15 protein-coding genes are annotated in these 13,679 nt (G+C 73.5%); 7 read left to right on the top strand and 8 right to left on the bottom strand.

Translation table 11 applies throughout. The annotated features are described in order from the left end of the window. Positions 1–302: 302 nt before the first annotated feature. From FB00_RS17950 to coxB, 3 genes are read right to left on the bottom strand one after another with little or no spacing between them, the layout of a single operon-like run. The gene (locus FB00_RS17950) at positions 303–701 is read right to left on the bottom strand and encodes a cytochrome c oxidase subunit 4 (RefSeq protein WP_047234280.1); all 399 of its coding nucleotides are present in this window, start codon (positions 699–701) and stop codon (positions 303–305) included. Next, positions 698–2,521: a cytochrome c oxidase subunit I gene (ctaD, locus tag FB00_RS17945; protein ID WP_047234279.1), complete on the bottom strand. Its 1,824-nt coding sequence runs from the start codon at positions 2,519–2,521 to the stop codon at positions 698–700. The genes FB00_RS17950 and ctaD overlap by 4 nt, the downstream gene beginning before the upstream one ends. Next, entirely contained in the window at positions 2,521–3,441 is a 921-nt protein-coding gene (gene coxB / locus FB00_RS17940; RefSeq protein WP_047234278.1) for a cytochrome c oxidase subunit II, read from the bottom strand. The genes ctaD and coxB overlap by 1 nt, the downstream gene beginning before the upstream one ends. Positions 3,442–3,841: 400 nt before the next feature. Between coxB and FB00_RS17935 the strand changes: the two genes are divergently transcribed. Then, complete coding sequence (locus FB00_RS17935) at positions 3,842–4,987, top strand: cysteine desulfurase family protein (protein ID WP_047234277.1); 1,146 nt, start codon at positions 3,842–3,844, stop codon at positions 4,985–4,987. Further along, positions 4,984–5,247 (top strand): sulfurtransferase TusA family protein, encoded by a 264-nt coding sequence (locus FB00_RS17930; protein ID WP_047234276.1) that lies wholly within the window; start codon positions 4,984–4,986, stop codon positions 5,245–5,247. The genes FB00_RS17935 and FB00_RS17930 overlap by 4 nt, the downstream gene beginning before the upstream one ends. A 97-nt stretch (positions 5,248–5,344) precedes the next feature. On the opposite strand, the gene erpA is transcribed toward FB00_RS17930, so the two are convergent. After that, the gene (gene erpA / locus FB00_RS17925; protein WP_047234275.1) at positions 5,345–5,695 is read right to left on the bottom strand and encodes an iron-sulfur cluster insertion protein ErpA; all 351 of its coding nucleotides are present in this window, start codon (positions 5,693–5,695) and stop codon (positions 5,345–5,347) included. Positions 5,696–5,886: 191 nt separating this feature from the next. Between erpA and FB00_RS17920 the strand changes: the two genes are divergently transcribed. After that, positions 5,887–6,315, top strand: a complete 429-nt coding sequence (locus tag FB00_RS17920) for a VOC family protein (RefSeq protein ID WP_047234274.1) — start codon at positions 5,887–5,889, stop codon at positions 6,313–6,315. A 13-nt stretch (positions 6,316–6,328) separates the two neighbouring features. Here the strand turns inward: FB00_RS17920 and FB00_RS21315 are convergent, their stop codons facing one another. Beyond that, a complete protein-coding gene (locus tag FB00_RS21315; protein ID WP_052877766.1) occupies positions 6,329–7,549 on the bottom strand; it encodes a glycerate kinase in 1,221 nt (406 codons plus the stop codon). Positions 7,550–7,663: 114 nt separating this feature from the next. On the opposite strand from FB00_RS21315, the gene nadA reads away from it, so the two are divergent. Together nadA and FB00_RS17905 are read left to right on the top strand one after the other, a co-directional pair. Further along, complete coding sequence (nadA, locus tag FB00_RS17910) at positions 7,664–8,872, top strand: quinolinate synthase NadA (protein WP_047234286.1); 1,209 nt, start codon at positions 7,664–7,666, stop codon at positions 8,870–8,872. 59 nt (positions 8,873–8,931) lie between these two features. Next, positions 8,932–9,531, top strand: coding sequence for a DJ-1/PfpI family protein (locus tag FB00_RS17905; protein ID WP_047234273.1), 600 nt, complete (start codon positions 8,932–8,934; stop codon positions 9,529–9,531). Between the two features lie 31 nt (positions 9,532–9,562). On the opposite strand, the gene FB00_RS17900 is transcribed toward FB00_RS17905, so the two are convergent. Beyond that, positions 9,563–9,955 carry a DUF3817 domain-containing protein gene (locus FB00_RS17900; protein WP_231581924.1) on the bottom strand — a complete coding sequence of 131 codons (393 nt, stop codon included), beginning with the start codon at positions 9,953–9,955 and terminating at the stop codon, positions 9,563–9,565. Positions 9,956–10,050: 95 nt separating this feature from the next. Between FB00_RS17900 and FB00_RS17895 the strand changes: the two genes are divergently transcribed. Beyond that, positions 10,051–10,581, top strand: coding sequence for an acyl-CoA thioesterase (locus FB00_RS17895; protein ID WP_047234272.1), 531 nt, complete (start codon positions 10,051–10,053; stop codon positions 10,579–10,581). A 49-nt stretch (positions 10,582–10,630) separates the two neighbouring features. Next, entirely contained in the window at positions 10,631–11,455 is an 825-nt protein-coding gene (locus FB00_RS17890; RefSeq protein WP_197088852.1) for a hypothetical protein, read from the top strand. Positions 11,456–11,492: 37 nt separating this feature from the next. Here the strand turns inward: FB00_RS17890 and FB00_RS17885 are convergent, their stop codons facing one another. Both FB00_RS17885 and FB00_RS17880 read right to left on the bottom strand, forming a co-directional pair. Then, entirely contained in the window at positions 11,493–12,911 is a 1,419-nt protein-coding gene (locus FB00_RS17885; protein WP_047234283.1) for a dipeptidase, read from the bottom strand. A gap of 75 nt (positions 12,912–12,986) precedes the next feature. Next, entirely contained in the window at positions 12,987–13,670 is a 684-nt protein-coding gene (locus FB00_RS17880) for a TetR/AcrR family transcriptional regulator (RefSeq protein ID WP_047234271.1), read from the bottom strand. Between the last annotated feature and the right edge of the window lie 9 nt (positions 13,671–13,679).

The raw sequence follows: 13,679 nt of genomic DNA, 5'->3' as shown, positions 1-13,679 counted from the left end.
CACGCCTCCAGCGCGCCAAGACCCAGACCGCCGGGCTCATCGTCCCCGCCTGACGCCCCGCCAGACGACACCCGGCGGGCGAACACGACACCGCCCGCCGGCGAACACGACATGAGGGTCGTTATCCGATGGATAACGACCCTCATGTCGTGTTCGGCGCCCTGACGGCGCGGGGTCGGGCTCAGTCCGCCGTGACGAAGAGGTGGCGCGCGACGTCGTCCGGGCAGGCCGACGGAACGACGAACGGCCCGGTCCCCAGACGGGGATCGGGCCGTTCCTACGTCGCGAGGACGTCGGGGCGATCAGTGGGCGTGCTGGCCCCGAGAGAACTCGAAGACCCAGCCCACGAGGGCGACCGCGGCGAGCGCGATCCCGACGTAGACGAGCCACCAGCCGACGGCGAGGCCGAGGAACACGATCGCGGCCGAGCCGGCGATGGCGAGCGGCCACCAGCTCCACGGGGCGTAGACGCCCTGGTCGCCGGCGCCCTGCTCGATGAGACCCTCGGGGTCGTCCTCGGGCCGGGCGTCGATGCGCTTCGCCGTGAGCATGAGGTAGGCACCGATCATCGCGACCAGCGCACCGGTCAGGAGGATGGCGACCGACCCGACGGGCTCCCAGTGGCTCCAGAAGCCGTAGACGAGCCCTGCGGCGATGAAGAACGGCGTCCCGTAGAGGAACAGCTTGTACTCGACCTTCACTTCCCGGCCTCCTCATCCGTCGTGCCCGTGCGGGGGTCGTCGACGATCGTGGTCGTCGTCGAGTCGCTCGCGGTCTCTGCGCCGCTCAGGCGGTCGAGCGCGACGCTCTTCTCGCCGCGGCGGTCAGCCTCGCCGTAGACCTTCTCGAGGACGTTCGGGTTCGGCTCGGCGTGGTCCATCGCCGCGACCTCGGGGTGGTGCAGGTCGAACGCGGGCGACTCGGACCGGATGCGCGGCAGCGACGTGAAGTTGTGTCGCGGCGGCGGGCTGGACGTCGCCCACTCGAGCGAGCGGCCGTAGCCCCACGGGTCGTCGACCTCGACCTTGGGCGCGTTGCGCCAGGTCGTGTAGACGTTCCAGAGGAAGGGCAGGGTCGACGCGGCGAGGATGAACGCCCCGACCGTCGAGACCTGGTTCTCCCACGTGAAGCCGTCGGACGGCGCGTAGTCCGCGTAGCGGCGCGGCATGCCCTCGACACCCAGCCAGTGCTGGATGAGGAACGTGGTGTGGAAGCCGATGAACAGCAGCCAGAAGTGGAGCTTGCCGAGGCGCTCGTTGAGCATCCGGCCGGTGAACTTGGGCCACCAGAAGTAGAAGCCCGCGAACATCGCGAACACCACGGTGCCGAACACGACGTAGTGGAAGTGCGCCACCACGAAGTAGGAGTCGGACAGGTGGAAGTCCAGCGCCGGGCTCGACAGGATGACGCCCGTCAGACCACCGAAGAGGAAGGTCACGAGGAAGCCGATCGACCACAGCATCGGCGTCTCGAACGTGAGCTTGCCTCGCCAGAGCGTGCCGATCCAGTTGAAGAACTTCACGCCGGTCGGGACCGCGATGAGCATCGTCATGAAGGCGAAGAACGGCAGCAGGACCGCGCCGGTCACGTACATGTGGTGGGCCCACACGGTGACGGAGAGCGCCGCGATGGCGATCGTCGCGTAGACGAGGCCCTTGTAGCCGAAGATCGGCTTGCGGGCGAAGACCGGGAAGATCTCGGACACGATGCCGAAGAACGGCAGCGCGATGATGTAGACCTCAGGGTGCCCGAAGAACCAGAACAGGTGCTGCCAGAGGATCGCTCCCCCGTTCTCGGGGTTGAAGATCTGGGCACCGAAGCGCCGGTCGGCGCCGAGCGCGAAGAGCGCGGCGGCCAGGGGCGGGAACGCCATGAGCACGAGGAGGCTCGTGATGAGCGTGTTCCACGTGAAGATCGGCATGCGGAACATCGTCATGCCGGGCGCGCGCATGGTGATGATCGTCGTGATGAAGTTGACGGCACCGAGGATCGTGCCGAAGCCGGCGAGCGCGAGGCCGAACACCCACAGGTCTCCCCCGAGACCCGGACTGAACGTCGTGTTCGACAGCGGCGCGTACGCGAACCACCCGAACGAGGCCGCGCCCTGCGGCGTGAAGAAGCCGGCCGAGGCGATGAGCCCGCCGAAGAGGTAGAGCCAGTACGCGAACATGTTCAGTCGCGGGAACGCGACGTCCGGCGCACCGATCTGCAGCGGCATGATGACGTTGGCGAACCCGGCGAACAGCGGGGTCGCGAACAGCAGCAGCATGATCGTGCCGTGCATCGTGAAGAGCTGGTTGTACTGCTCCTTGCTCTGCACGAGCTGGATCCCGGGCTCGAAGAGCTCCGCGCGGATCACGAGGGCCATGAGGCCGCCGATGCAGAAGAAGATGAACGACGTAATCAGGTACATGTACCCGATCGTCTTGTGGTCGGTGGACGTGACCCACTTGATCACGGTCCGACCGAGGGTCTGCCGCCGAGGGGCGAGACCGGGGATGACTTCGGCCTGCGCGACCATCAGTGCTCACCCTCCGTGCTAGCAGGGACGGGGTTCGGGTCCTGGAGGCGGCTGAATCCCTCCACCGGGATCTGGCCCTCCTGCCCCTTCTCGCGGAGCTCCTCCATCTGCGCGTCGAACTCGGCGCGGTCCACGATCTCGACGTTGAAGAGCATCCCGGAGTGGTGCTCGCCGCAGAGCTCGGCGCACTTGCCGGCGTAGACCCCCTCGCGCTGCGGGGTGACCACGAACTCGTTGGTGCGGTGCGGGATCATGTCCAGCTTGTAGAGGAACGCGGGGATCCAGAAGGAGTGGATGACGTCGCGCGAGTCCAGGACGAAGCGGATGCTCTCGCCCGCGGGCAGGTACAGCGTCGGGAGCGCCTCCGACGTGCCCGGGGCCCCGTCGATCTCCGCGTCCTCCGTCATGGTGCCGCCGACGTCGGCGAGGTGCTGGCCGGACTCGTAGACGTCCTCGTCCACGTAGTTGAAGTCCCAGCTCCACTGCTTGCCGATGACCTGGACGGTCATGTCGGCCTCCACGTCCTTGTCCACGATCGCGCTCATGTCGCGGTCCGTGTAGAAGAACAGGACGAGGACCATGATGATCGGCACGGCCGTGTACATGATCTCGAGCGGCAGGTGGTACCGCGTCTGGACCGGGAGCCGGTGGTCGTCCTTGCGCTTGCGGTAGGCGGCGACGCACCACAGCATGAGGCCCCACGTGATGATGCCGACGATGAGGGCGGCGATCCACGAGCCGGTCCACAGCGAGGTGATCCGGGCGGTCTGGTTGGTCACCTCCCCGTCCTCGTAACCGGGCAGGAACCCGCGCTGGACCGTGTCGCTGGCGCAGCCGGACGCCACCGCAGCGACGGCGACGGCGAGGGCCGTCGCCCGCAGGATGGTGCGCCGTGTGCGGCTAGGGGGTTGCGAGTGCAAGGGGGGCCTTTCACGTCACGTCCTGCCCGGACCCGCCTTTACGAGCCCAGCACAGGACCTTCGTCCTCGACACACGAAGCCTAGCGCGGGATTCCGCCCTTCGTGGCCCGGAACGCGCTGCGGACGGGCGAGATGCGGCACACGTCCTGGCCGGTCAGGACGGGTTCACCACACCCACGCCAGGTCTGTCAGATCCTTGCCACACCGACGCTCCGCCCGGCGGAGCGGTACCGTGCCGGTGGAGCCTCCGGACGGGTGCCGACACCCCGTCGCGGTCCGCGCGAGCGCAACGATCCGACGCCGCACGGGAGGCCGCGACGCGCCCACCCGGGAGCGACCGGCCGGCTCCCCCGGTCCGCGCCGTGCCCTGCGGCGCGACCGCCAGCGCCCTGGAGGCCATGTGACACACACCACCCCCGATCGCCGGGTCCGCCTCGACAACGGCGGGCGTGCGCCCTGGCACCCGCTCGCGCGCGAGGCCTTCGACCGTGCGCTCGACGACGGCTGGGCCGACCCCCGCCGCCTGCACGCGGAGGGCCGACGTGCCGCCGCGCTGCTCGACGGCGCGCGCGAGGCCGTCGCGGCCGCGCTCGGCGCGCGGACGGAAGAGGTGGTCTTCACCGCGAACCACACGGCGTCGCTGCACACCGCCGTCGCGGCGCTCGCCGGCGGACGGTCGCGCGTCGGCCGGCGGGTCGTCGTCGGGGCGGTCGAGCGCGCCGCGGTCCTGCACGCCGCCGAGCACGGCGGGCTCGAGCGCGAGGTCGTCGGGGTGGACCGCGCCGGTCGGGTCGACGCCGACGCGATGTCCGACGCCGTCGCACGACCGGGCGTCGCGCTCGCCGCGCTCCAGCTCGCCAACGGCGAGGTGGGCACGCGCCAGCCCGTCGCGGCGGTGCACGAGGCCGCGCGCGCCGTCGGCGTCCCCCTCCTCGTCGACGCGGGGGCGAGCCTCGGCCACGACACGGTCCCGCCGGCGTGGGACGCGCTGGCGGCCGACCCTGCCGACTGGGGCGGAGGTCCCGGCGTCGGGGTCCTGGCGGTCCGGTCGCGCGTACGACGGCGCAGCCCGTACCCGGAGGACCCCGACCCCTGGGCGCCCGGCGGGGTGTCCGTGCCCGCGGCGTTCGCGGCGGCCGTCGCTCTCCAGGCGGTGCTCACGGACCGCGAGGCCGAGGACGCACGGCGGCGCGCGCTCGTCGACCGCGTCCGCGCGCGCGTCGCCGAGATCCCCGACGTCGAGGTGGTGGGCGACCCGGTCGACCGCCTGCCGCACGTGGCGACGTTCTCGTTCCTCTACGTGGACGGCGAGGCGCTGCTCACGGACCTCGACCGCGAGGGGATCGCCGTCGGCTCGGGCTCGGCCTGCACGTCGAGCACGCTCGAGCCGTCGCACGTGCTGGCCGCGATGGGTGTCCTCACGCACGGCAACGTGCGCGTCGCGCTCGACCGGTCGACGACCGAGGCGGACGTCGACCGCCTGCTCGCCGCGCTGCCCGGGGCCGTCGCGCGCGTACGCGCCACGCTGGGGGTGCAGGGCCTGTGAGCGAGGAGGCCCCCGAGGTGGTGGACGCGCGCGGGCTGCGCTGCCCGCTCCCGGTGATCCGGCTCGCCGCAGCGGCACGCGACCGGCGGCCGGGAACGCGCCTCACGGTGTGGTCGACCGATCCCGCGGCGCGCCTCGACGTCCCCGCCTGGGCACGGATGCGCGGCCACGCGGTGGTCGACGAGGAGCTGCTCCCCCGGGCCACCGAGACGGGCGACGCCGCCGACGCCTGGGCCATCACCGTCGAGCTCGGCACCTGACGGCGGTCCGCACCGGACGACGCGAGCCCGGCCACCCGCGGGGCGGGTGACCGGGCTCGTACGGTCGAGATCGACGTGCGCGCGGCACGCCGGCGGGTCAGCTGAAGGAGCCGCCGCAGGCGCAGGCGCTGCCCGCGTTGGGGTTGTCGATCGTGAAGCCCTGCTTCTCGATCGTGTCGGCGAAGTCGATCGTCGCGCCCTCGAGGTAGGGGACGCTCATCTTGTCGACCACGACCTCGACGCCGTCGTAGTCGCGCAGCGCGTCGCCGTCGAGCACGCGCTCGTCGAAGTAGAGCTGGTAGATCAGGCCGGAGCAGCCGCCCGGCTGCACCGCGACACGCAGGCGCAGGTCGTCGCGACCCTCCTGCTCGAGGAGGGTGCGGACCTTGTCCGCGGCCCCGTCGGTCAGGTTGACGCCGTGCGTGGCAATGTCGGTGGTCTCGCTCATCTCGTCTCCGCGCTGTCGGGGGCAGTGCTGCCCCGGTGGTGGCCGGCTTCTACGGATCTCTCGAGAGAGATCCCATCAGGTCCTCAACACCACTCGTGCCGGTCGTGTTCCCGAGTCTACGACCACCCGGCGGCGTACGGTCGAACGGAGCCCGCGCCGCACCGGTGGCGCGGCCCGCCGACGGGAGACGCATGGACCAGTCGTTGCACTTCGTCACGGTCGCGACGCGTGACCTGGACGCCGCGCGGAGCTTCTACGGCGCGCTCGGCTGGACCGCGCAGCTCGACGTGCCCGGCGAGATCGTCTTCTACCGCTCCGCGGCGGGCCAGCTCCTCGGCTTCTTCGAGGAGTCGGCGTTCGCGCGCGACGCCGGCACGCCGGACGCCACGCCGGCCACGACGGGCCTCACGCTGTCGCACAACGTCGGTTCCCGGGCCGCGGTCGTCGAGCTCGTGCAGGCGATGGTCGCCGCGGGCGGGACCGTCCGCAAGGAGCCGCAGGAGGGCGAGTTCGGCGGCGTCTTCCACGCCCGCGTCACCGACCCCAACGGCCTGGTGTGGGAGGTCGCGCACAACCCGGCCTGGTCGGTCCGCGCGGACGGGTCCGTCGACCTCGGCTGAGGAGCCGCTGCCGTCAGCCGCGCGACCACGTGCGCGCGACGCGCTCCGTGAGGGCGCGCGGGTCGCCGTCGCCCCACGCGTACACGCCGCTGAGCCCTGCCGCGGCCTGCTCGCGGCGACCGGCGACGACCGCGCGGGCCACCACGACGACGGGGAGCGCGTGCTGGGCGGCACGGGAGGCGACCTCGTGCACCGTCCCGTCCCCCAGCTCGTGCGCCCCGAGCTCGTCCGCGAGCACGACGACGACGTCCGAACCCGCGAGGCGAGCGTCGAGGCCCAGGTCGTCGGCGACGACGCGCAGCGCGGGCACGAGCCGCCCGCCCAGCGCCGCGACGGCGTGGGCGAGCCCGCCCCCGCTCCCGGCCCCCGGCAGTCCCGCCAGGCGCCGGCCCGCCGTCGACGCGGCGAGGAGGTCCCGTCCGGCGAGCGCAATCCTGGGGTCGCGGTCGTCCGCCGTGACGCGGTCGACGGCGGAGGCCACGTCGTGCGCGACGGTGCCGAGCGCGCGCTCGAGGTGCTGGGCCACCGCAGGATCCACACCGCGGGCGTCGAGCGTCGCGCTCGCCCCGTGCAACCCCAGCAACGGGACGTCGGCCGCGACGGCCGCCACGAGGTCGGTGCCGCCCAGCGCGGCTCGCGCGTCGCGCAGGACGTCGGCCGGGACGGCGGGCGGGAGGCCTCCGGCGCGCTCCGGCGCCCCGGCGAGCGCCAGGAGCGTGCCGAGCCCGCCGTCGTGGCTCGTGCTCCCACCGGTGGCGAGGACGACCCGCCCGGGCGCCCCGTACGGTCCGCTCGCGGCCTCGGCCGCGAGCGCCAGGAGGTGCCCGACGGCGGTCGAGGACCGGACGGGCACGGCCACGGGCTCCGCGCCGAGCTCGAGCACCTCGACCGCGCCGGCCGCGGGCACCTGGGAGGCGTCGACGTAGACGGTCCGGCGCGCGCCGGTGCCGTCGCCTCCCGGCGTCCGACGGCGGACCGCGACCGGGACGTCGCCCCCGCCCGGCCCCGGGACCACCCCGGCGAGGACCTCCGGCGCGACGGGCGCGACCGCGTCGAGGAACGCCGGCCCGGACGCCGCGAGCGCCACGGTCTCGACCGTGGCGTGCGGCGACCACCAGCCCGCGACGTCGTCGAGCGTCGGCCCGGCGGGGGCGGGTGGCGACGAGGCCTCCCCGGCCGGCCACGCGCCGTCGGGCGCGGGCGGGACGGCGGACCCGGTGAGCAGCACGCGCATGCCCGGATTGTGCCAGGGCGACGGCCCGTCCGGTCCCCGCGGGACGCCCGCTCGACCGTGGCGGCGCTGTGCGACGATGGTCCCGTGAGCACTGGTAGCACCTTGCTGTCGTCCGTGAGCGGACCGAACACCTCGCGCCAGGGCGGGTTCGCCGAGCCCAGTCCTTCCGCCCTGCTCCTGCTGGGACAGGGCCGTGACCTCGCGTCCGAGCGCGGGGTCGAGTGCGTGGGCGACCTGCCCGCGCCGAGCGACCCGGACCTCGTGGAGCGCGCCCGGGTGGCGCGCGCCGCGCTGGGCGAGCGCGCGTTCGTCCTGGGCCACCACTACCAGCGCGACGAGGTCATCGACTTCGCCGACGTGACGGGCGACTCCTTCAAGCTCGCGCGCGAGGCCGCGGCGCGGCCCGAGGCGGAGTTCATCCTGTTCTGCGGCGTGCACTTCATGGCCGAGAGCGCCGACATCCTCACGTCCGACGCGCAGCAGGTCGTGCTGCCGGACCTCGCGGCCGGCTGCTCGATGGCGGACATGGCGGCGATCGACCAGGTCGAAGACGCGTGGGACGTGCTCGAGGAGGTCGGCATCGCCGACTCGACGATCCCCGTGACGTACATGAACTCGTCGGCCGCGATCAAGGCGTTCACGGGTCGCCACGGCGGCACGGTGTGCACGTCGTCGAACGCGGAGGTCGCGCTGCGCTGGGCGTTCGACCAGGTGGGTGGCCTGGACGGCACGGGCAAGGTGCTGTTCCTGCCGGACCAGCACCTCGGCCGCAACACGGCGGTGCTCAAGCTCGCGATGTCGCTCGACGACTGCGTCGTGTTCGACCCGCGCAAGCCGAACGGCGGCCTCACGGACGCCGAGCTGCGCGACGCGCGCATGATCCTGTGGCGCGGGCACTGCTCGGTGCACGGGCGGTTCTCCGCGAAGAACGTGAGCGACATGCGCGCCGCGGTGCCGGAAGTCAACGTGCTCGTGCACCCCGAGTGCAAGCACGAGGTCGTCACGGCCGCAGACTTCGTCGGGTCGACGGAGTACATCATCAAGATGCTCGACGCCGCCGAGCCGGGCTCGTCCTGGGCGATCGGGACGGAGCTCAACCTGGTGCGCCGCGTCGCGCGCGCCCACCCGGACAAGCAGGTGCACTACCTCGACTCGACGGTGTGCTTCTGCTCGACGATGAACCGGATCGACCTGCCGCACCTCGTGTGGGCCATGGAGTCCCTCGTCGCGGGGCGCGTGGTGAACCGGATCGTCGTGGACGCGGACGACGCGCACTGGGCGCGCGTCGCGCTCGACCAGATGCTCGCCCTGCCGGGCATCTAGGGCGCTCGGACGCAGGAGCCGACGAGAGCCTCGAGACGCCGGGGCACGCGGAGGTAGGCATGAGCACCGGGAACGGGATGAACGTCGGGATCTTCGTCTTCGACGAGGCGGAGGAGCTCGACGTCGCCGGGCCGTTCGAGGTGCTGTCCGCCTGGGCCGAGCACTCCGCGCTCAAGCCGCACGTGTCCACGTTCTCGTGGGACGGCGGCGGCGTGCGCCTCGCCAAGGGGTTGCGCCTGCTCCCGGACCGCTCGGCGGACGACGTCGGTCCCCTGCACCTGCTGGTCTACCCCGGCGGGTGGGGAACCCGCTCCCTCCTCGCGGACCGCGTGCACCTCGAGTGGCTGCGCGCGATGCGCGCCCAGACCCCGGTCATCGCGAGCGTGTGCACGGGCTCGCTCGTGCTCGCGGCCGCGGGGCTGCTCTCGGGGCGGCCCGCGACGACGCACTGGGAGCACTACGACGAGCTCGCGGAGATCGACCCGAGCATCGTGGTCGACACCGAGGCGCGGTTCGTCGACGACGGCGACGTCGTCACGTCCGCAGGCGTGTCCGCGGGGATCGACATGGCGCTGCACCTCGTCGCGCGCCTGGAGAGCGACGACGTCGCGCGCGCCGTGCGCCGTGGCATCCAGTACGACCCCGACCCGCCGGTCTGAGCCGCGGGCGGACGGGCCCTGCGCGCGAGCGTCAGTCGCCGGCGACGACCGCCCTGCGCGCCGGGGCCGTGTAGCGACCCGTCCGGTGCGCCCAGACGTCGAGGACGACGGTGCAGAACGGCGGGACCGTCGCGGCGAGCGCGAGGAACGTCGTCCAGAGCGACCAGCGGACGCGCACCGCGACGAGCACGGCGAGCGCCACGTAGACGAGCACGAGGGCGCCGTGGATCGGTCCGAAGATCTCCACCCCGCGCTCGGTCGTGCCGGCGACCCACTTGAGGTACATGCCGACGAGCAGCCCGGCCCAGGAGAACGCCTCGGCGATCGCGACCGCCCGGAAGGCACGGACCTGCCAGGGGTGCGCCGGGGTGGACCCGGCGTCGGCGGTGGCGGTGGGGCGAGGGGCGGGGCTCGTCGTCGTCACGGCGCGCATCCTCGCACACGGAGATGACAGACCTTCCCGGACGTCGATCGCGACAAGTACCCGATACCGCTGGTGCGGGGTAGTAGCCTGCCCGGGTGACCCGCCAGATCCAGCTCCTCGTCGCCAGCACGATGCCGCGCAAGGCCGTGCCGGGCCGCGGCGTCCTCGAGCCGTCCGTCACCCGGATGCGCGTGCACCCGGGCGACCTCGACTTCTACCTGCACGTCAACAACGGCGTGTACCTGCAGATGATGGACGTCGCGCGCAGCAACTTCATCGCCGACCTCGGCGGGTTCCCGCTGCTCAAGGAGAAGGGCTGGTATCCCGTCGTCGCGGCGTCGACCATGAAGTACCGCCGCTCGCTGCAGCTCTGGGACCGCTTCGAGATCGCGACGCGCGTCCTCGGGTGGGACGAGCGCGTCGTCTACCTGGAGCAGGTGTTCTCGCGCGGTGGCGACCTGTGCGCGCGCGGCCTCGTCGCGGGGCGGTTCCTCGCGCGGGGGTCCGGCGACCGGATCGCCGCGCCCGACGTCGTCGGGCTCCTGGGCGGCGACGTCACCTCACCCGAGCTCCCCGACGACGTCGCCCGGTGGTCCCGGGCGGTCGACGTCGCGCACCGCGGCTGACCGCCAGGCGCCCTGGTCGCGCGCGGGTGCCGGGTGCTTCGATGGCTCGGTGACCGCCGACCGAGCACCCGACCCCGATCCGCTCCCGGACCACCCCGCCACCGACCCGTTCGACGCGACCATGGTCCCGGCCCTGCCCTGCCGGGACATCGACGAGCTGCGCGACTTCTGGACCGCGCTCGGCTTCGACGTGACCTACCGCCAGCTACGACCCAACCCGTACCTCGCGGTGCGGCGCGGTGGCGTGGACATCCACTACTTCGGGCTCGACGGGATCGAGCCGCAAGACAGCTACAGCACGTGCATCGTCGTCGTGGAAGACACGGAGCCCGTCTTCGAGGCGTTCGCCGCAGGCCTGCGCGCGCGCTACGGGCGCCTGCCGCTCACCGGCTTCCCCCGCATCACGCGCCCCCGACGCCGCGCGAACGCGGGCGGCACGACGGGCTTCAGCCTCGTGGACCCCGCCGGCAACTGGGTGCGCGTGATGCGCCGCTCCCCCGCCGCGGCGGCGCCGGCCACGGACGCGGCCGGGGCGTCCGCCGTCGACGCGTACGCCGCGCGCCCCGAGGGTCGCCTCGCCCGGGCGCTCGACGACGCCGTCGTGCAGGCGGACTCGCACGGCGACCCCGTCCAGGCCCGCAAGATCCTCGCGGGTGCACTGCGGCGAGCCGGGGACGACGCCGACGCCGCCGACCGTGTGCCCGCCCTCGCCTACCTCGCCGAGCTGACCGTCCGTGCGGGCGACCCCGACGCGGCCCGCACGCACCTCGACGACCTCGACGCGTTGGCGGGCGACCTCGCCCCCGACGTGCGCGCCGCCGTCGAGCAGACCCTCGCCGAGGCGGCGGACCTGCGGACGGCGCTCCCCGGCTGACCGGGCGAGCGCCGCCGCGCGGGACCGCGGGCGGGGGTCAGGCGACCGCGCCGCCGAGCCGGGCGAGCAGGAGCGCCTCGGCGAGCACGACCTTCTCGAGCTCGCCGAGGTGAACCGACTCGTTCGCGCCGTGCGCGCGCGAGTCCGGGTCCTCGACGCCGGTCACGAGGATCGCCGCGTCGGGGAACACCTCGAGCAGGTCGGCGATGAACGGGATCGACCCACCCACGCCGATGTCCACCGGGTCGGTGCCCCACGACGTCGCGAACGCCCACCGCGCGGCCCGCATCGCCTCGGAGTCGCCAGGGGCGAGGAACGGCTTGCCCTGCTCGCCGTCGCGCACGGTCACGCGCGCGCCGAGCGGCGCGCTCGACTCCAGGTGGGTTCGCAGCGCCGCCATCGCGGCGGCCGGGTCCTGCCCCGGCGCGAGCCGCACCGAGAGCTTCGCGGTCGCGCGCGGGGTGAGGGTGTTGGACGCGTGCGCGACGCTCGGCGCGTCGAGACCGATGACGGCGATCGCCGGCTTGGTCCACAGCCGCCCGGCGATGCTGCCCTCCCCCGCGAGGACGGTGCCGTCGAGGAGCGACGAGTCGGCCCGGAAGTCGGCCTCGGCGTAGTCGACCGTCGGCTCGGCGGCCGTGACGAGCCCGGGCACGGCGACGTTGCCCGCGTCGTCGTGCAGGGTCGTGATCAGCCGCGCGAGGAGCGTCACCGCGTCGAGCACGGGGCCGCCGAACATGCCCGAGTGCACCGCGTGGTCGAGCACCGCGACCTCGACCTCGCAGTCGACGAGGCCGCGCAGCGACGTCGTGAGCGCCGGGACGCCGATCTTCCAGTTGGACGAGTCCGCGACGACGATGACGTCGGCCGCGAGCAGGTCGCGGTACTGCGTGAGGAACGGGAGGAACGTCGGCGAGCCGATCTCCTCCTCGCCCTCGACGAAGACCGTCACCCCGACGGGGAGGTCGCCGAGCCCCGTGCTCGCAGCCAGAGCACGCAGCGCGCCCAGGTGCGCCACGACGCCCGCCTTGTCGTCGGCCGCGCCGCGGCCGTACAGGCGCCCGTCGCGCTCGGTCGGCTCGAACGGGTCGGTCTCCCACGTGGCGGCGTCGCCCGGGGGCTGCACGTCGTGGTGCGCGTACAGCAGGACGGTCGGGGCGCCGTCGGGCGCGGGGCGGCGCGCGACGACGGCGGGCGCGCCCTCCGTGCCGTCGGCGGTCCGGGCGCGCAGCACCTGCACCTCGGGCAGGCCGGCGTCGCACAGGAGCGCGGCCACGGCGTCCGCGCTCGCGGCGACGTGCGCCTGGTCGAACGCGGCGTTCGAGACGCTGGGCACGCGCACGAGGGACTCGAGATCCGCGCGCAGCGCGGGGAACAGTCGGGCGACGGCGTCGCGGAGCGTGGTCGCGAGGTCGTGGCCGGTCGCGGGGACGGGGGGTTCGGGTGAGTTCGTCACGACGAGCACGGTACGACAACCGGACGTGCTGCGAGCCCCGATGCGTCCCGAGACTCTTCCCCTCCGCAGGGGTCGTCAGTCCGGGAGGTGGACGTGCGGCGCGCCCGGCCCGCCCCGGTGCTCGAGCTCGAGCGCCGCGCTGCGCGCGAGGAGTGCGTCGTAGTCGACGGCGAGGCCGCGCAGGACGAGCTCGATCACGTTCTCGGCCTCCTCGTCGCTCAGGTGCGTGTCGCCGAACAGCGCGCGGTACTGGACGAGCGACGCGAACAGGTCCACCACCTGGTCCTGGTCGACGTCCTCGCGCAGGTCGCCGCGCGACGCGGCGTGGGCGAGGGTCGCGGCCACCGCCCGCCGCGACGGCTCGACCACCACCGCGAGGTAGCGCTTGCGCAGCGCCGGGTCGGGCGCGCACTCCGCGTACAGCGCGGCGAGCACGTCCGGCCGGGTCGCACGGTACGCGCCCAGGAACACCCCGAGGCTCTCGCCGAGGTCGCACAGCGTGCACCCGGTGTCCGGCGCCTCAGGGACGCTCAGCCGGGCCGCGACCGCGGCGAGGGCCAGCGGCGCGCGGCCCGCCCAGCGGCGGTAGATCGCCGGCCTCGTGGTCCCGGCACGACGTGCCACCTTCTCGAGCGTCAGCTGCGCAAAGCCCCCGGAGTCCAGGAGCTCGGACGCCGCGTCGAGCACCGCGCGGTCGATCTGGCGGTCGCGCGGACGACCGCCACCGCCAGGGGCTGCGGTGCCGGGAGCGCTGGACATGGTCGTGAT

The organism is Cellulosimicrobium funkei (genome assembly GCF_001019615.1).
Lineage (GTDB): Bacteria > Actinomycetota > Actinomycetes > Actinomycetales > Cellulomonadaceae > Cellulosimicrobium > Cellulosimicrobium cellulans_E.
The sequence above is the reverse complement of the archived record's forward strand: the minus strand, read 5'-3'. Positions and strand labels throughout refer to the sequence as shown.